The 19,013-nt window shown below is 29.6% G+C and carries 19 protein-coding genes; all 19 read right to left on the bottom strand.

From position 1 onward, the window contains the following. Nucleotides 1-5: 5 nt before the first annotated feature. Nucleotides 6-806 (bottom strand): glycosyltransferase family 2 protein, encoded by an 801-nt coding sequence (locus tag GFJ99_RS00880; protein WP_153207129.1) that lies wholly within the window; start codon nucleotides 804-806, stop codon nucleotides 6-8. Continuing rightward, nucleotides 790-1,578 carry a sugar phosphate isomerase/epimerase gene (locus tag GFJ99_RS00875; RefSeq protein ID WP_153207128.1) on the bottom strand — a complete coding sequence of 263 codons (789 nt, stop codon included), beginning with the start codon at nucleotides 1,576-1,578 and terminating at the stop codon, nucleotides 790-792. The genes GFJ99_RS00880 and GFJ99_RS00875 overlap by 17 nt, the downstream gene beginning before the upstream one ends. After that, nucleotides 1,578-2,495, bottom strand: a complete 918-nt coding sequence (locus GFJ99_RS00870; RefSeq protein WP_153207127.1) for an NAD-dependent epimerase/dehydratase family protein — start codon at nucleotides 2,493-2,495, stop codon at nucleotides 1,578-1,580. Before GFJ99_RS00870 ends, GFJ99_RS00875 begins: the two co-directional genes overlap by 1 nt. Then, nucleotides 2,496-3,962, bottom strand: coding sequence for a glycosyltransferase family 39 protein (locus GFJ99_RS00865; protein WP_153207126.1), 1,467 nt, complete (start codon nucleotides 3,960-3,962; stop codon nucleotides 2,496-2,498). Nucleotides 3,963-3,996: 34 nt separating this feature from the next. Further along, on the bottom strand, nucleotides 3,997-4,791 hold the full coding sequence (locus tag GFJ99_RS00860) for a class I SAM-dependent methyltransferase (RefSeq protein WP_153207125.1): 795 nt from the start codon (nucleotides 4,789-4,791) through the stop codon (nucleotides 3,997-3,999). Continuing rightward, nucleotides 4,792-5,919, bottom strand: a complete 1,128-nt coding sequence (rffA, locus tag GFJ99_RS00855; RefSeq protein WP_153207124.1) for a dTDP-4-amino-4,6-dideoxygalactose transaminase — start codon at nucleotides 5,917-5,919, stop codon at nucleotides 4,792-4,794. Beyond that, nucleotides 5,916-6,797, bottom strand: a complete 882-nt coding sequence (locus GFJ99_RS00850; protein WP_153207123.1) for a formyltransferase family protein — start codon at nucleotides 6,795-6,797, stop codon at nucleotides 5,916-5,918. Before GFJ99_RS00850 ends, rffA begins: the two co-directional genes overlap by 4 nt. After that, entirely contained in the window at nucleotides 6,790-7,710 is a 921-nt protein-coding gene (locus GFJ99_RS00845) for a glycosyltransferase family 2 protein (protein WP_153207122.1), read from the bottom strand. The genes GFJ99_RS00850 and GFJ99_RS00845 overlap by 8 nt, the downstream gene beginning before the upstream one ends. 5 nt (nucleotides 7,711-7,715) lie before the next feature. Beyond that, entirely contained in the window at nucleotides 7,716-8,492 is a 777-nt protein-coding gene (locus tag GFJ99_RS00840; RefSeq protein WP_153207121.1) for a GIN domain-containing protein, read from the bottom strand. Nucleotides 8,493-8,527: 35 nt separating this feature from the next. Beyond that, nucleotides 8,528-9,625 carry an acyloxyacyl hydrolase gene (locus GFJ99_RS00835; RefSeq protein WP_153207120.1) on the bottom strand — a complete coding sequence of 366 codons (1,098 nt, stop codon included), beginning with the start codon at nucleotides 9,623-9,625 and terminating at the stop codon, nucleotides 8,528-8,530. A gap of 4 nt (nucleotides 9,626-9,629) precedes the next feature. Then, a complete protein-coding gene (gene rfbD, locus GFJ99_RS00830; RefSeq protein ID WP_153207119.1) occupies nucleotides 9,630-10,577 on the bottom strand; it encodes a dTDP-4-dehydrorhamnose reductase in 948 nt (315 codons plus the stop codon). Beyond that, nucleotides 10,571-11,122, bottom strand: coding sequence for a dTDP-4-dehydrorhamnose 3,5-epimerase (gene rfbC, locus GFJ99_RS00825; protein ID WP_153207118.1), 552 nt, complete (start codon nucleotides 11,120-11,122; stop codon nucleotides 10,571-10,573). Before rfbC ends, rfbD begins: the two co-directional genes overlap by 7 nt. 1 nt (nucleotide 11,123) lies before the next feature. After that, complete coding sequence (rfbA, locus tag GFJ99_RS00820; protein ID WP_008255391.1) at nucleotides 11,124-11,984, bottom strand: glucose-1-phosphate thymidylyltransferase RfbA; 861 nt, start codon at nucleotides 11,982-11,984, stop codon at nucleotides 11,124-11,126. A 49-nt stretch (nucleotides 11,985-12,033) separates the two neighbouring features. Beyond that, the gene (gene rfbB / locus GFJ99_RS00815) at nucleotides 12,034-13,047 is read right to left on the bottom strand and encodes a dTDP-glucose 4,6-dehydratase (RefSeq protein ID WP_153207117.1); all 1,014 of its coding nucleotides are present in this window, start codon (nucleotides 13,045-13,047) and stop codon (nucleotides 12,034-12,036) included. Further along, nucleotides 13,047-14,003, bottom strand: coding sequence for a hypothetical protein (locus GFJ99_RS00810; RefSeq protein ID WP_153207116.1), 957 nt, complete (start codon nucleotides 14,001-14,003; stop codon nucleotides 13,047-13,049). The genes rfbB and GFJ99_RS00810 overlap by 1 nt, the downstream gene beginning before the upstream one ends. A 6-nt stretch (nucleotides 14,004-14,009) precedes the next feature. Next, entirely contained in the window at nucleotides 14,010-15,698 is a 1,689-nt protein-coding gene (locus GFJ99_RS00805) for a hypothetical protein (protein WP_008255385.1), read from the bottom strand. 41 nt (nucleotides 15,699-15,739) lie between these two features. Beyond that, nucleotides 15,740-16,555: a carboxypeptidase-like regulatory domain-containing protein gene (locus GFJ99_RS00800; RefSeq protein ID WP_153207115.1), complete on the bottom strand. Its 816-nt coding sequence runs from the start codon at nucleotides 16,553-16,555 to the stop codon at nucleotides 15,740-15,742. After that, a complete protein-coding gene (locus GFJ99_RS00795; protein ID WP_162523898.1) occupies nucleotides 16,555-17,421 on the bottom strand; it encodes a carboxypeptidase-like regulatory domain-containing protein in 867 nt (288 codons plus the stop codon). Before GFJ99_RS00795 ends, GFJ99_RS00800 begins: the two co-directional genes overlap by 1 nt. 61 nt (nucleotides 17,422-17,482) lie before the next feature. Then, entirely contained in the window at nucleotides 17,483-19,012 is a 1,530-nt protein-coding gene (locus GFJ99_RS00790; protein ID WP_153207113.1) for a GH3 auxin-responsive promoter family protein, read from the bottom strand. Between the last annotated feature and the right edge of the window lies 1 nt (nucleotide 19,013).

Below are 19,013 nucleotides of genomic sequence, written 5' to 3'. Positions count from 1 at the left end.
TTGCTTTACGGGTTATATTTCCCAAATAAATTATTAACTAATATTTTTATTAAGTTGAAATTTCCTTTAAAAAAACTTATTTTAGTAGGAACTTTTCCACTTTCAGGATATTTACGTTCAACCGGAACTTCGCCAACTTTTAATCCTAATTGCGATGCTCTAACAGATAAAAAAGCAAGTAATTCATAGGTTGTAAAAATAGGTCTAAAAAGTTGCACTTTTGGATGCGTTAAATACTTTTTAGAATAACATCGGTAGGCATTTGTTGAATCTGTAAAACGATGTCTTGCTGTTAAAGAAATTAATGGCGAATGAATAAATTTTACCGCAAAATGTCTAATTTTTGGCGTATTTATCGCTTTACCGCCTTTTACATATCTGGAACCTTGAACGAAATCAAAATCTTGTTCTAGCTTTTCAATAAATAATGGAACTGATTCAATACTGTCTTTATTATTTCCATCAATGGTTATAATTCCTTCGTAACCTCTTTCTAAAGCAAACCAAAAACCCATTCTTAATTGAGCTCCTTGTTTTCCAGAATCTTTTTTTGTCAAGAGTGTGTTAACCCCAAATGTTTTTAATTGGTTAATTTCTGTGGAACCATCGGTAGAATCGCCATCACAAATAATAATATCAACTAATTTGTCAATGCCATTTTGTTGTGCTCTTTGCAATTGTTTATGAATGCGTTCTCCTTCATTTATGATGGGAATACACAAACAATACTTGGTTTTTCTTTCTTCGATTTCAGTAGAAAGAAACTTGGGCACGCCATAAATTGCTTCGTTAGTTTTTGAAAACATCTTGAGTATATTGAATGATATCTTTAATTTTTTCTAGTTCACTTCCACCTTTCATTTCTATTGAAATGTATTTTGCATATTTTTCTTTTCTTAAAATAGAAGCCAATTCTTTATGAAGCGAACGTTGTTGAATTACTTCTAAATAAGGTTCGCTGATATGTATATGATTAATCCATTTTAAATTATTTTCTAAAATAGTTAAATTTTCTTCGTTATAAATTACCGTTCCTAAATCAAAATTTACCTTTAAACCTTCTACATTACAAGCTTTAACAAAATCTAATGCTTGAATTGTGGTATTTATAAAATTTGTTCCATAAATAACCGGGTTGGGTTCGAAAGCAAAAACAGTGTTTTTATCCGAGGCATAATTTCCTATTTCTGAAAAATATTCAATTGCAATTTCTTCTTGATTTGGATTAATATTTCTATTCTTTGGGGAACCAAAAACTAAATTATTACAACCTAATTCTGATGCAAAATCGATAGATTGTTTGATATATGATAATAAAGAATTTCGTTCTTCTTCTGATGAAAATATAGCTTCGTTTCTACCAAAACAAATCGATTGCATTGAAACTACTTTTAATCCATAATTCGATTTAATTTCCTCTCTAAAATTTGCCACTTTCTTCAAATCTGAATATGGTTTTTCTGGGAAAATTCGGGTTGGAGCAATTTCAATTCCGGTACACTTTTTTTCTTTCAAAAAAGCATACATTTCAGCATCATATTCAGGTTGCCAAGCAATATTTGAAATAGTTACTTTCATTATTGTTGACTTTTGATGAAGTTAACAATATCTTGTAAAACCTCTTGTTTGTTTGTAATATAATTTCCTTTATTTTGAAATAATTGTCCATGAATGGTATAAAAATCGTAATTCGGAACTGGATTATTTAATTCGTTAACGAAATCTTTTTCATAAACCGCTTTGTAAATTTCATTTATCTCTATAGGTTCTGTAGCTAAGTTTAGCTTTTTTACACCGCTTTTTTGTGCAATTTGAATATCGTTCCAAAGATTTTTTAAGTTATAAAATTGGAAACTTCCTCTACTATCTGTAAAATTTAGAGCCGAAAAACCTACATTTAAAAACTGTTGTTTTAAAATTTTTCTATCCGAATCATCAACATTATTCAATTTATAAAACCCGTTTTCTTGTAAAGTATAGTTGTTTACAATCCAATTGTTTGAAGCTAATTCTTGATATTTTGCTTCGTTTAACATAGAAGGAATAACCGAAATTAAATCGAAAATAAAATTCTTTTTAATGTTTTTACCAAATAAACCCGGAAGTCTAACAATCAAATAATCATCAAAATTTGAAGCGACCCAATTTTCTAAATACAATCTGTTTTTTCCGTAAGGTTGCACTGTGTCTAAATCAATTTCAGTGTTTTCATCAACCGCAACAGGATTAGGATATACATCAACTGTAGAAATTAAAACAATTTGCTTTGGATTAATTTTTTTTATGTTATCAATAGCCTCCAAAATGATTTCGAAGTCTTTTTCTGGTTCTTTGTTGGCAAGAAATTTTTCAGCTCTAACTCCAGAATAAACTAATATATCTGGATTGAGTCCAAAGGATTCATTTATGTTTTTAGAGTTAAAACAAAAATCAAAAGAAGTGCTTTCTAATAAATTAGAACCTACAAAACCGGTATGACCAACTAATACTTTCATTTATTTTTTTATGTAATGTCTTGCAATTGCACCTAAACCATCATACGTTTCTTGTAATCTAAAATGGGTGTCTAAAAACTGCTGATCTTCATCTGATAATTTAACAACATCTTGATAGCCATCTACAATCCAAAATGATTCAAGTAATGCTGGATTCGATTGCATTTCTTTTACTAAAACAGTTAAATTTGGCATATCTACTACTTCAACCTTTTGACCATGTTTATTAAAAAAATAACTATACCAATATTTTAAACTTGTATATACCTTGTCTTTATTTGGATTATAGAACTTAACCATATCTGAAGCTTCTCTAAACTGGGCCTTAAGAGGAGTACTATAGTATCTTTTTACAACTACTAAATCAAAAATTAGAAAAAATAATAATAGAGATAGAAATGAATATCTTACCATAAGATTTTTCATTTGAACAAAAGCAATAGAAATAGCTAATAAAAACGGAGGTACAACACTTATAAAATATCTTGAAAGATATATAGAAGAGCCTGTATAAGATTTTACAATTATCACCAATAATACGAATGTAATCCATGAAAATATTATTAGATAACTAAATATAAGTTTGTCTGATAAAAAATCTTTTACGTTTTTTAATTGTTTTTGACTGAATACTTTTATTATAAAAAAAGTAAAAAGAATTGAAAATATAAAAATCAAATAAATAGAACTACCTATAATTTCTTTTAAAATATCTATTAATGCTTCATTTGAAGCTTGCGGAATCCAAGGAACTTTTAACTTAGTTAATAGATAAAACTTGTAAGCATTTGGAATAAAAAATAAAAACACAATTCCTACAATAACCAACATTTTTTTAAAATATGCTTTTTGATTGCTTTTATCTAAAGTCATTAAAACAAAAACCATAAAAAATCCTTGAGACAAAACATTTAAAACACTAAAAAAATTTGTATTCAATAGAAATCCAGCACTTATTGCATACAAGTACATGTTTTTTCTACTATCTTCTTTTATAAATTTAATAAAATAATAATACGATAATAACAAGCCAAATAAATAAAATGTATAAGCTCTACCGTCTTGAGAATGATAAATAACATATTGGTTTAATGTTAATAAAATTGCTGCGATTAAACCTGCATTTTTTGAATAAAGTTCCTTACCAATTCTGTAAATCATCCAAATGGCTAAAACTCCAAAAATTACAGATGGTATTCTAACCACAATTGAAGTGTCGCCAAATAAAATAAACAAAGCATTCATTATATAGAAATACAAATAAGGATAACTTTCTCTCAAGTTTACTTCAGAAATAATTTGCAAAAAAGAATGATCAGGATTGGCTACATTTAGTGTATAAATTTCATCCATCCATAAACTTTGATAATCTATTCTAAATAACCTTAAAATTATAGCTAATAATAAAATTACCGTCAAAGCTTTATTTTCTATTAATAAATTAATCGTTTTTTTTATGGTTATCATTTTGTAAATCTTAAATATTTAAAATTGTTTTAACTTATTGGTTATATTTTTTTTCAGCCCAAACGCTAAATCCTGTGGCCATGTTTTTACTCATTGGATAAAATTGTAATAGAATATCTAAAAACTTTATTGGAAAAGTAATCAACATAAAAAATAAATATAAAAAAGTATGCAAAGGTTTTATCCCAAAAGAAAAAACTAACGCAAACCATTCTTGAACCACCCACAACATTCCAGATGTTGGTCCTATTGATTTGATTTTTATAATATTAAAATCTTTAAATTGATGTTTCATTCCTTCATATGTGAACCTTTGAAAATCATATGGAGATGCGTGAAAGGGTTGCATAAATGGTATAAAACAATAAATTTTTCCAGTCGGTTTTAAAATTCTGTGAATCTCAGAAATTACTTTTTGAGGATTTGGAACGTGTTCTAAAACCGCTATGTTTATTATGTAATCAACAGAATTATCTTTAAAAGGGATGTTTTCAATATCACAAATTACATCTACATTTTGATATGGTAATAAATCAACATTTATTAAATCATTTCCAAAATCAGAGTTACCACTACCAAGATTTAAAGCAACAACGTTTTTTCCCTTTATTTCATTACGTATAATTTTTCTTGCATCAAAAAAAGGCTGAGGATAAACGGGGCTAACAACTTCAATCAAAGCACTATAAATCTTGTTGAATTTTTTTAGTTTATATTTTATCTTATCCAGAAAGTCTGTTACAATTTCTTCTTGAACAGGAATAAAGATATATTTTCCGTTATTTATTTTATATTCATCTTTAAATATTTCTTTATTTAGATTTTTCATTTAGATTTCGTTTATAATATTAATAACCGTTTGTACATCAAGTTCATAAAACAAAGGTAATCGTACCAAAGTATCTGTAAAATTATCTGTTTCTGGCAACACTCTACCATCATGCTTATTCTCGTAAAATGGACTTTTATGCAAACTTATATAATGAAAAACCGCTAAAATATCATTTTGTTTTAAATGATTAATTAATGCTGTTCTTTGCTCTAAATTTTTACATACCAAATAAAACATATGGGCATTATTTGTTGCATAACTAGGCAATTGAGGTAATCTGATTTCGTGTTTTTTTGCCCAATCATCTAATTTTAAATTATAGCTTTCCCAATGTGATTTTCTGGTATTTTGAATGCTCTCTAGATTTTCTAATTGTGCCCATAAAAATGCCGCAACAATTTCTGATGGTAAAAATGAACTCCCAATATCTACCCAACCATATTTATCTACTTCGCCTCTAAAAAAAGAAGATCGGTTGGTTCCTTTTTCCCAAATAATTTCGGCTCTGTTTATAAATTGATCATCGTTGATAGCTAACATTCCTCCTTCGCCAGAAATAATATTTTTTGTTTCATGAAATGAAAAGGCAGCTAAATGGCCTATAGACCCTAATGCTTTTTTTATACCATCTTTTCCAGTGTAATAACTATCAATGGCTTGAGCAGCGTCTTCTACTACAAATAAATTATATTTATTTGCTAACTCCATAATCAAATCCATATCACAAGCTACGCCGGCATAATGAACAGGAACAATTGCTTTTGTTTTAGAAGTAATTAAAGATTCGATTTTAGAAGCATCCATATTTGGATGATTTTGCATACTATCTGCAAATACTATTTTTGCTCCTCTAAGCACAAAAGCGTTAGCAGTTGATACAAATGTATAAGAAGGCATAATTACCTCGTCTCCTTCTTTAATATTAATTAAAATAGCTGCCATTTCAAGCGCGTCTGTGCATGAAGTGGTTAATAATGATTTTTTAAAACCATAATTCGACTCGAAAAACTGTTGGCATTTTTGTGTAAAAATACCATTTCCAGATATTTTTCCAGACTTAACAGCTTCTTCTATATACTGTGTTTCTTTACCTGTTAAATAAGGTTTGTTAAACGGTATTTTCATTTTAATCTAGTTCTAAATTTTTTAAAATTTACTTCTTCTCCATTTTCTAAATAATGTGCTTTTTCTATTTTAATTAGCCCATTACCGCATACTATTGTAGGTTGATTATTGTCTAAAAATAATATTTTTCCTGATGTTCTATTTTCAATTTTAACATCGTTTAACGCTTTAACTTCATCTAAAATAATAATTTTATCATCCATTTTAGATCTGGCACCTCCATATGGAAATCCTAAAGCATTAATAGTTCTCTCTAAAACTAGAGCATCTAAACTCCAATCTATATAATAATCTTCTTCATCTCTCCATAAACTAAAAGTGGCTTGATTTTCATCTTGTGGTGTTGCAACTAAAGTATTGCTTGCTATTTCTTTACCAATTTTCATTACTAAATCTTGATAACAAACACTAATAATATCAATCGCTTCGCTAATTTTTATTGGATATGAAATAGGTGTTTTTTCTGTGCCTAAAATAGCGCCATTATCAAATTCTTTATTCGCAAAAATAGCGGTAACTCCAATTTCTTCATCTCCATTAATTAATGCGGTTACTAATGGATTAAACCCTCTATATTTAGGTAAAATTGAATCATGAAATACTATTAGTTTTTCTAAATCTGATTTAATTAACCACCTCCAAGAAATAGCAATATAGTAGGAAACTGAATTTAATAATGTTTCGTCGAAAGAATTTCTGTTGTAACACAAAATATTGTGCTTATTACATAATGCGATAATTTCATCAGCATAATCTTTTTCAACATTTTTATCAGTAGCGTAAATAACAAATTTTAATTCAACAGAAATGCAATTTAACATTGTTTCTAAACAAGCTAAACCTTTTTTACCCATTATAAATAAAGCAATACTATTCATTTGTTGATTTTTCAATAATATAACTAGGTCTGTTTTTTACACCTTCAAATATTTTCCCAATATACAATCCAACAACTCCTAAAGTTGTTAATAAACAACCACTCAAAAACCAAATACTAATAATTAAACTTGCATAACCGCTTACAGAGACTTTTCCTGTAAATTTTTCAAACAATACATAAATTACCATTAAAAAGGAAATTAATGCAATTGATAATCCAAATTTAATAATCAATCGCAATGGCTTATCTGAATAAGCTAATATAATATCTAAAGCTAGGTTGAGTAGTTTTTTTAAATTATAATTAGATTTTCCTTCGGATCTAGATGCGTGCTCTACATTGACATAAGTAGTTGAAAATCCTACCCATTTTACCATGGTTGGAAAATATTTAATTTTCTCTTCTAACTTTACAACTTCATTAATTACTTGCCTAGAATATATTCCAAAATTTGCTACAGTTGCATCTTGTTTTGTTCCTGTTAAATAGGATAATGTTTTGTAAAATAACTTTGAAACGGTCTTTTTGTATAATGAGTCTTTGCGCTCGTATCTTCTGGCTAATACAATATCAAATCCCTTTTGGGATGCTTTGAATAGTTTTTCTATTTCTTCGGGTTGATCTTGCAAATCGCAATCTAAAACCACAATATAATCTCCTGTTGTTTGATTTAATCCGGCTGTTATTGCATAATGTTGGCCAAAATTTCTACTTAACTTAAAACCTCTTACATTAGAATTATTATTAGAAATTGCAACTATTTTATCCCATGATTTATCGGGACTAAAATCATCTACCAAAATAATTTCAAAAGAACTAAATGCAGAAGGAATATTGTTTGATATTCTTTCTACTAATTCGTCTAAAACCAATTCCGCTCTATAAACTGGGGAAACTATAGATAATTTCATATTTTTTAATAAATTATTCTTCCTGTGTAAACTTCTTCTACATTAACAATTGGTGGCACATTTTTTAAAATTACATTTCCTGTGGCATAAATTGTTCCTTCTATTTTTTGAATGGGAAAAACCATCATATCGTTAGAACCACGATGAAATAGTTTAATATTTTCTGCTAATAATTCTTCGCCATAAAAACGGCCGTTTCCAAAATAAAAATTTAATAACATTTCATTACAATGACCGTTGATATAAAAATTTGAAACCGTATTACTTTCAACTACAAATTGATTATTATCAATATGTATATAAAAATCGCTTGTTCCTGCTTCATCACCATCGTCTCCTAATGAAAATAAACGAACAATTGGCGAGTGTAATATTCCATCTGATTGTATTTTTTGTTCTGTTTTACTATGTAATTCTAGTTCTTGAATTAATGGAAATGTTGATATTGTACCATCTGGAATAGTAATATAAACCGTTGTTTGTCCATAATCTCGAGCAATATTACAAGTTGAGTTGTCTTTTACGACTAACATTTCTCCGTTTTCGCCAGTTAAACTAATATCTATTTTGTCTAAAATATTATCCGATGTGGTTACATTAACTTCATAGTTTGGTCCTTCTTTTACAACTAATCCAATTCCGTTATAGACTTTTATTTTAGTAAATCCGCTTATAGGAAAAGATTGTGTTACTTGATTACCATTCCCTTTAAAACAATCTTCAGAAATACCGCAGCTTCCTAAAAGAAGTAATAGTAGAAAATATAATGCGTATTTTTTCATAATTAGATTTCTCGACTTTACTCGAATTGATAAATTTATAATCTTATTCCTACTGTAGCTTCAATTGCTTCAGCTCTTCCACCATGTGTTTTTAAACCCACCCCTGTGAAAATGTTTTTGTAAATATAATATTTTGCTCCAACTCTTTGATAAATGTCTGTTTCATAATCAAATGGTTTGTAAACATAATAACCTAATTGTGTTTCTATAGATAATTTATTAATAAATAATTCATGTCCAATAAAAACACCTACACGTTTATAATCTGTATTTGAATCTGCGTAATTTTTATGTCCTTCTGGATAGGCAACAGAAACAAATTTAATATAATCTTGTAAATAGCGGGAGAAAAAAACATCAGTTCCTACTTGTAATGCGCTTTTTCTGCCAATTCTTTTATCTGCATAGAACCCAATATGGTAAAACTGACGTTGTCCTAAATGCGGAATTGGTCCTTCTGAAATTCCAGTTCTAAAAGCAATATTATATTTTATTTTTTCTTTGTACGTTTCTTTAGATGGTAAAGAATCTTTTATAAATTCTTGTTTATCTGCAAAATTATAGTTTAAACCCACATTAAAGGCAAAGGTGTTTATACCGCTATTCGGCGCTTTAAACCTACCATTAGAAAAATGTGTTAACATAAAACCTGCTTGAAATCCAATTTTATCAAAAATATTTTCCTTCTTATATTGCAATAAAAAGTAGTTATTGTCCATGAATTTAGTCCCGAAAGCATTGTTTTTGTTGTTGGTTTCTTTATCATATGGATGCGAAGTCATTCCAATTCCTTGTGAAATTCTAAACATTAAATTTCTATTGAAAAAATAAAAATTGTAGTGTAATCCTAAAGCAACATTATATCCTAAATAATTATTTTTAAAGTCTAAATAATGAAAAGAAATACCATAATCTGGATAATTATAAACCTGTTGCCACTCTTTTTTTCCAAAGGTCTTCCAATTATAACTCAACATAAAACCATCTGGATGTCCTGTTATTAGATGGCCAATATCATCTGTGTGTTTATAAACATTTCCTCTAAAAAGTTGAACATCTAAATAGGTAGCTGCCTTTTCTTGAGAAAAAGTATAGAAGAAGGAAAAACAAAATATAAGGATTGCTTTCTTCATAGTTTTACATTTGATTTAAACAAGATGATAAACTTTCTTCCCATGTTTTAATTTCTATTCCAAAAATGTTTTTAATCTTACTTTTATCTAAAACACTATACGCAGGTCGTTTTGCTGGTGTTGGATAGGCAGTTGTTGGAATAGGATTTAAAGTTATAGAAATTTTATTTTGATTGAATATTTCCTTAGCAAAATCATACCAAGAACATACACCTTCGTTTGAGAAATTGTAGATTCCGTAATTAGATGCTGAAACAAGTTCAGCATGACAAGATTCTATTATTTTTATCAAAACCTCAGCTAAATCAAAGGCGTTTGTAGGGGTTCCTATTTGATCATTTACAACTGAAATAGTATCTCTTTCTTTAGCCAAACGCAACATGGTTTTAAGAAAATTATTGCCAAATTGAGAATATACCCAAGAAGTTCTAATGATGAAATGTTTTTCCCAAGTAGCTTGAATAGCTTGTTCTCCTTGTAATTTGGTTAGTCCATAAATTCCTGAAGGAAAAGGCACATCTGTTTCTAACAACCCTAAATTACTTTTTAAAGGTAAACGAAATTCCCTGTCATAATAAGCAACTCCTTCTGAAAAATAAGCATCAAAAACAAAATCAGTAGAAATATGAATTAGTATCGTATTGTGCTTTTTTGATGTAATTGCTAAGTTTTCTGCTCCATTTGCATTGATGTTAAAAGCATTTGCTGGTTCGCTTTCGGCTTTATCAACAGCAGTGTATGCTGCTGCATTAATACAAAAATGGGGTTGATAGGTTGAAAAAACAGTTTGACAATTTTCTAAATTAGTAATGTCTAATTCAGATGAAGAACAAAACACAAAATCTATTTGCTGCGCCTGTTCGCTGTATTGGCTCGAGTCAGGATATTTTCCAGAAATAGATTGAATCGCTTGTCCTAATTGTCCGTTTGCTCCTGTTACAAGTACTACCATACTTTTTTTGCGTTTTGTAAATTAGGTAATACTTTGTCTTTATCTGAAATGATTAATTCTTGAAGAGGAAAATTCCAATCGATATTTATAGTTTCGTCGTTATATATAATTCCTCCTTCACTTTCTTTATTGTAAAAATTATCACATTTATAAAAGAAAGTTGCCGAGTCGCTTAACACTAAAAATCCGTGAGCAAAACCTCTTGGTACAAAAAATTGCATTTGATTTTCTGCCGATAATAAAATAGCTTCGTATTGACCGTATGTTTCAGAATCTGGACGTAAATCAACTGCTACATCTAATACTTCTCCTTGTAAAACGCGAACTAATTTAGCTTGTGCATGTTCATCACACTGATAATGTAAACCTCTTAAAACACCTTTTGAGGAAAATGACTGATTATCTTGAACAAAATTTACGTTTTGACCCACACCATTTTGAAAAGTATTGTGGTTAAAACTTTCCATAAAATAGCCGCGTTCATCCTGAATTATTTTTGGCTCAATTATAAAACAGCCTTTAAGTTTGGTTTCTTTAAAATTCATATTAGCTTACTAAACTCATTAAGTGTTTTCCATAACCACTTTTTAATAATGGTTCGGCTAATTTTTTCAATTGGTCGGCATTTATGAATCCCATTTTGTAAGCTGCTTCTTCAATAGCGCCAATTTTTAATCCTTGACGTTCTTCTATAACCTGAACAAACTGTCCGGCTTGCATTAAAGATTGAAATGTTCCTGTATCTAACCAAGCTGTTCCTCTATCTAAAATAGAAACTTTTAAATTTCCTTGTTCTAAATAGGCTTTGTTAATATCTGTAATTTCTAACTCTCCGCGCGGACTTGGTTTAATGTTTGCTGCAATTTCAACTACTTGATTGTCGTAAAAATAAATGCCTGGAACCGCAAAATTAGATTTAGGATGTGTTGGTTTTTCTTCAATTGAAAGTACATTTCCTTCTTTGTCAAAATCAACTACACCATAGCGCTCAGGATCGTGAACATGGTAGGCATAAACAACACCTCCAACGGGGTTACTGTTTTCTTGTAATAATTCGGCTAAACCTGTTCCGTAGAAAATGTTATCACCTAGAATTAATGCTACTTTATCGTTTCCAATGAATTCTTTTCCAATAATAAATGCTTCTGCTAAACCATTTGGATTTTCTTGAACTGCATATTCAAATTTACATCCTAATGATGTTCCATCGCCTAATAATTGACGAAATAAAGGCAAATCGTGCGGTGTTGAAATAATTAAAATTTCGCTAATTCCTGCCCACATCAATGTTGATAATGGATAATAAATCATAGGTTTATCATAAATAGGCATCAATTGCTTACTAACCGCTAATGTTAACGGATGTAAACGAGTTCCGGAGCCTCCTGCTAATATAATTCCTTTCATAAATTCAATGTGTCAATTAGACAATATTCAATGAGCCAATCTTATTTGATTAATTGGCATATTTTTTTAAATACCATTCTATTGTTTTTTTAATGCCTGATTCGAAATTTTCATCGGCTTTCCAGCCTAATTCATTTTCAATTTTGGTGGCATCAATGGCATAACGCAAATCATGACCTGGTCTGTCTTTTACAAATGTAATTTGGTCTTGATATTTACCTTCTGTTTTAGGTTGTAATTCATTCAAAATAGAACAAACAACATCTACAATATATAAATTATTTCGCTCATTTCTTCCGCCAATATTGTAGGTTTCTCCTGATTTTCCTTTTTTAAAGGCTAATTCTATTCCTTTACAATGATCTAAAACGTATAACCAATCGCGTACATTTTTACCATCGCCATAAATAGGAATGTTTTCTCCTGAAATGGCTTTACGAATGATGGTTGGAATCAACTTTTCATTATGTTGTTTTGGTCCATAATTATTAGAACAATTTGATGTAACCACATTCATTCCATAGGTATGAAAATAACTTCTTACAATCATATCGGAACCTGCTTTTGATGCCGAATATGGACTATTTGGTGCGTAAGGTGTGGTTTCTTCAAACAAACCGGTTTCTCCTAATGTTCCATAAACCTCATCGGTAGAAACATGATGAAAACGTGAATTTTCAAATCCAATATTATATTGATTAGGAGCCGACATCCAAAGTTTTCTTGCCGAATCTAACAAATTAAATGTTCCTAAAACATTTGTTTTTATGAATGCTTCCGGACCTGAAATAGAATTATCTACATGGCTTTCTGCTGCAAAATGAATTACATCGTGAAATTGAAATTTTTGAAATAAATCTTCCACAAAACTTCTATCGCAAATATCACCTTTAACAAAAGTATATCTAGGATGATTTTCAACCTCTGAAACATTTTCTAAATTTCCAGCGTAGGTAAGCAAATCTAGATTAACTAAATGATAATCTGGGTTTTTTTCTATGAAATAAGGAACAAAATTGGCTCCAATAAAACCAGCTCCACCGGTTACTAATATTGTTTTCATTAACTATTAATTCTTGCTAATTGTTTTTTGTAAAGTGTATAAAATTTATAAAACCCTAAATAAAGGAATACAAATAAGATTGGTAAAATGAATTTCATTTTGTTTTTTAAACCCGAAGAATTTATTTGATTAGAAACAATACTCTGGTCTTTTACAATTTTGTCATACTCTACATTATGTAAAAGTTTGTATTGATTTTCTTTTATCAATTCGTCTTTTTTATTAATAATCCCATTTAGTCCACTATTTTCAGAAATTGTAACACTACCTGATGGCTTGCTCTGAGAAAACGAAACAATTAATTCATCTATTTGCTTAATTAATTCATTATTTATAGCAATTTTAGCGGTAATATTTTCTTGATAAATAGTTTTTAATTTATTAAAATGATCTGAATCTTGAAGAAATTTTAAAATAGGATCTATAAGTTCGTTTCTTTTAAAAGCTTTTGAGGTATTTATTACCAATTCGTGTTGGTAATAATTTTTACTTGTTACATCTTCTTTAATAATTTTTTCAATGTTTCCATCTTCAGCCATTAATTTAATGAACTCAAAATTTAAGGCATTATCTTTAGAATTAATAAAACTGTAAATTCCGTTAATAGGTTTAATTTCTATTTTTCCAATTTCTTCTATATTAGTAATACCTATTGATTTGAAAAAAGCAGAATCTTGCTCTTTTAATTTTGATTCTAATAGACTTATTTTATTATATAAATACTCATTACTTCCAAAATTAGGAATCAGAATCATCTTTTGAATGTAACTGTGCTTTTTATCTATAACAACTCCTAAAACAATTCCTGCAATAAATAGAATTCCAATTAGTATTATTTTCTTTTTTACAAAAAATATAAAATCAAAAAAGGTGTTTAAGCAGTTGTTAAAAAAGTTTTTAATTCCACTTCCGATTTGTCCTAAATCAATTTCTTGGTCTTGAGAATTTGTACTCATTTATTTTTATTTTACGTTAAAGATTTGCTCTAATATTTTAATCGTAATTAAATACGTTGGTTTAACACCAGTAGTTCCTAATCCTCCTGATGCTAATGTACTTCCAGTTTCCAATGGATTATCTGAAGCATAGTAAGCATATCGTACTTTTACATTTGGATTAATACTTTTTCTAATTTTTGATGCTGATTGAATTGCTTTTTGATAATAAGCGCCTTCCATTTCAAGCCCAATTGCTTCCCAAGTAGATTCGTGGAAAAATTTCAATAAATCTCTATTTTGAAGCGATGTTCCTAAAACCGTAATCATTGGTCCTTCAAAAACTGGAATATCATTTCCTTTCAACATTTCTGCTTTTAATTCATTTTCAAAGAAATAATTATCTGCCGTTCCTTCATTCACATGTGCTGTTGGAATCATGATATCGCCTTTTCCACCTTCTAAAATTCCGGCTTTCCCCATAATAGAAACCGATTCTACATTTAAAAACAGTTTGTTTTTAGCAATTTTATAAGGCTTCAATAATTCATCAATAGTTTCGTAAGCTTGCTCTCCAAAAGCATAATCCATAACAATTAATACCGGTTTGTTTTCGCCTAAATTAGCTTTTGCAAATGCCGACTTTTTAATGTCAATTTTAGCGGTATCAAAAATTTGCACATCGATATTTGTCCCAGAGGTGTCAGGCAATGAAATCATTCCTTGTTGTAACGCTAAATCTTCAACTTTCTTGCGTAATTCTTTATTATTTGAACTACTTAAATCTTCAAATATTTGAAAATCAGCTGCGTCTTTATATTTTTTTCCTAAAACAGGTTCTGCAAATATAGAATTCATAACACTGTGCATGTTAGCACTAATAATATGAATGGGTCTTTCAATTAAATAGTTTTTAACTAAAACTTCTTTAATGTTGTTTGCCCAAATTTCGCCATAAATATGATGTCCTAATCGTTCTCTTAAAATAGGACTAAACGTTATGGTTCTTTTATTGTTGTCTAATACTTCTTCAATAGCTAATTTTCCTAACCAATACACTATATGTAAAAAACGTTCTGGTGTTTCTGATGTTCCAAAATCGTCATAAATATCTTTTACTTCGGCAAAGGTTCTTCCTAAAATATTTGAAGCATGAGAAATTGCTTTTTCTCTATCAACTAATGTAAGCTTTTTGTTTTGTAAAACTACTTGTTCTAACTTTTCCCAATCGCGAGTAAATCTTCCATCTTCATCTATTAATACTCTGTCTTTAATTTTATGCGATTCGATAAAAATAAAAGTCAAATGTGTTAAAATATCATAGATGTCTGAACGTCCACGAGTAATTTCAATGTTCATTTGCTCATCATCGATTCGGTAGCAATTTCTTCTTCTTTTTGGTGGAACAATTGCTTTAAAATGTGAATTAGAATAGCCTTCATCTGAAGTTAAATTGATATATCTACATTGCTCAATTCCTACTGGTAATCGCTCAATTACATACAATAATCCGTTTAATTCTACTTTTTCTTCGGCAATACTTCCATAAATTTCTGGTCGAAGCGCTAATAAAGCTTCTCTTAAGGTTTCTCCTGAAACACCCATTGGTTTATAAAAACCTCTGTTGAATAAATGTCTCATGGTAATGTACAGTCGTTCAATAGCTGCTGACGACTCTTGCGCTCTAGAACGCGAAATGTTTTTAATGTCTTTCATTATATATGTTTATCTAACCTACAAATGTACAATTTTTATTTTTAGTTCGTTAAAATTAGGTTTATTGCTGGTTCATTTAATTGTAATTTATTTGGTAATTCAGCGGTTAATTTTGTCCATTTTCCATAAGCATACGTGTAAAAAAAGTCTCTTTCTACATAATTATACAGCACATAGGGTTGGTATTTTGTTCCTGTTTTATTGCTTTCAATTAATAATTTTTCATAAGCTACAAACATTCCTTTTTCAGGAAAAACCAAATCAAATTGCGAGATGTTAAATCGGTGCTTTATAACTCCTTTGTTCAAAGTAACGATATAATCTTTTGTTAACAATTCTTCGCCAGGATATCCGTTTTCATCTACACTATAAAAGTGAATTTTAATGGTGGCGCTGTCTATTCTACTATCGGTAAAAATGGTAACTTCTTTTATAAATTTCGTTTTACTATAAGAAGATTGATACGGAAAAAACTTGGCTTCTATTTTAGGACCATTATCAAAAGATTGAAAAATAGCATTTTTAATGTCGCCTATTTCTATTTTTTTGGATTGTTTTTTATTTAAAATAACTACTTCTCTTAAATCGTAAGCCATTGGTTTTAAATAAACAATTGCAATTTCTTTTCCTTTTAGTGTTTTTCGTTCATAACCCAAAACCGAAATCACAATATTCTTTTCATTTGACGCTTCTAAGAAAAAAGATCCGTCTATTTCTGACGTAGTTCCTATCGTTTCATTTTCTACCCAGATATTTACAAAAGGAATAGGTTCACCTGAAATGCTGTCTTTGACTACGCCTCGAATTTGGGCGGAAAGAGAACATGAGATTAAGTATAAAAAAATGAAGTATTTCATTAGTTGGTTAAAATTAGATTTATGGCTGGAATTGGTATTCTGTAAGTTTCTTTGAATTTTTCTTTATAAGCCTTATTAAAATATAACCATTTACCTGATCTATAAACGTAATTCTCCACAAAATCATTATAAAAATACATGATATGAGGAGAATAATTTTTCACCTTAAACTTCTTTTTAGGCTTTTGACTATGAACTTCTTGTTCAAATTTATTTTGCTCAATTATTAAACTTTCAAATCCAACAATAATTCCATTTTCAGGAATTTGAATTGTAAACCTTGAAACATCTACAATTGTTTTCTTTTTTCCTTTTTTTACTGTAACTAAAATGTCTTCATCTATTAAATCCATTCCTGGTATTCCTTCTGCATTTACTTCAAAAATTCTTACTCTAAAAACTCCGTTATCTACTTCGCTATTCGTAAAAAATTTTAAACTTTTTATGAATTTACTATTGCCTCTTATCTGATTAAATTCAAATTTTCTTGCATGAATCCATGGTGAGGTTTGAGATTCTGGCAAATAATTAGGCTTATTTACATCTCCAATTTCTATTTCTTCCTTAAATCTTGGTTGTTCAATCACCACTTCATTCAGCTCAAAAACTTTAGGTTTTAATAAAATTAGCTCGTTTTTAGAAGATAATTTCTTGCTTTCATAACCCAATGCCGAAAAAACCAATACTTTTTCTTCTTTTATATCCAATGAAAAACTACCATTAGTTTCCGAAGTAGTTCCAATGGTTTCATTTTCTACCCAAATGTTTACATACGGAATCGGTTCGCCCGAAATGCTGTCTTTGACTACGCCACGAATTTGGGCGGTGAGGGAAAAAGAAATGAAAAAGAATAAAAATTTATACATATTCATAAGAGATAAAAACACCGCTAAATTCCGAATATTCGGAACCCTTAAGGGGACAATCCTACAATTGACTATTTGTGAAAAAATCCGCAATCTTCCTGTCGTTAGAAAGTCTAGGTAATTTATTTTGACCGCCCAGTTTGCCTATTGATTTCATGTATTCCTGGAAACCGTTTTTTGGAACAACTGTAACTACTAACGTTCGCAATACATTGCCTACTATTAAATCGTCGTAATACATGTTTTGTTTTCGCATGGCGGCATCAATTTTTAACGCAAAAACTTCTAAATTATTTGGTTGTTCCGAAACTTCGGAATCAAATTCAATAAACCATTCATGATAAGGTAATCCTTCTTTTGGTGTAATTTGTGGCGCAACCGTAAATTCGTTTACTCGAACATTAGTTCCTTCCATCGCTTCTTTAAGTGCCGATTCTACTTCTTTTCCGATAACATGTTCGCCAAAAGCAGAAATATAATGCTTAATTCTTCCCGAAACGATTACACGATACGGTTTTAAACTTGTAAACTGAATGGTATCGCCAATATTATACGCCCAAAGTCCTGCATTAGTTGAAATGATTAAAACGTAATTAATTCCTAATTCTACTTCGCCAATCGTGTAGCGTTTTGGTCCCGAACCTTCGGAATCGGTATAAAACTCATCTGCTTTAATAAATTCATAAAATATTCCTGAATTCAATAATAACAACATGCCTTCTTCATTCTTGATCCCGAAGTTTCGGGATTGATAAGCAAAAAAGCCTTCGGAAGCAGGAAATAACTCAATCGAATCGACTTTTCTTCCAATTAAATTTTCAAATTTAGATCGATAAGGTTCGTAATTCACGCCTCCGTAAATAAACAAATTAAAGTTTTTGAAGATTTCGCCAACAGGTTTATTTGCTTTTTCTTTTAACTTTTCAAAATACATTTGCACCCAAGACGGAATGCCTGAAATCACCGACATGTCTTCATTAACGGTTTCTTCAACAATCGCATTAACTTTCGTTTCCCAATCTTCAATACAATTGGTTTCCCAACTTGGCATGCGGTTTTTTTGTAAATATTTCGGAACAAAATGTGCTACAATTCCGGATAATCTTCCGAGTTTGATGCCGTTTTTTTCTTCTAAAATAGGACTTCCTTGTAAGAAAATCATTTTACCTTTTACAAATTCTGCTTTTCCTGTTTCGTGAATGTAGCTTAAAATAGCGTTTCTAGCCGCCTGAATATGAAAAGGCATTGATTCCTTAGTAAGTGGAATATATTTAGCGCCAGAAGTAGTTCCAGATGTTTTAGCAAAATACAATGGTTTTCCTTTCCAAAGTACGTTTTCTTCGCCTTTTACTACCTTATCAACATAGTGTTTTAAACCTTCGTAATCTCTTATAGGCACTTTTTGAGCAAAATCTGAAAAGGTTTTTATAGCTGAAAAATTGTGGTCTTTTCCAAATTGGGTTTGAGATGCTTCTTTAATCAACTCTTCAAAAACTTTTTGTTGGGTTACTAAAGGATTATTCGCCCATTTTTGGGTTTTAGCGTGTATTCTTTTAGCAAATAATTTTGCTGCTAAGCCTTTTAACGACATG

The organism is Flavobacterium sp. LMO6 (assembly GCF_009495795.1).
In the GTDB taxonomy this organism is placed as follows: domain Bacteria; phylum Bacteroidota; class Bacteroidia; order Flavobacteriales; family Flavobacteriaceae; genus Flavobacterium.
Note: the sequence above shows the minus strand (reverse complement) of the source record. Positions and strands in the feature narration are given on the sequence as shown.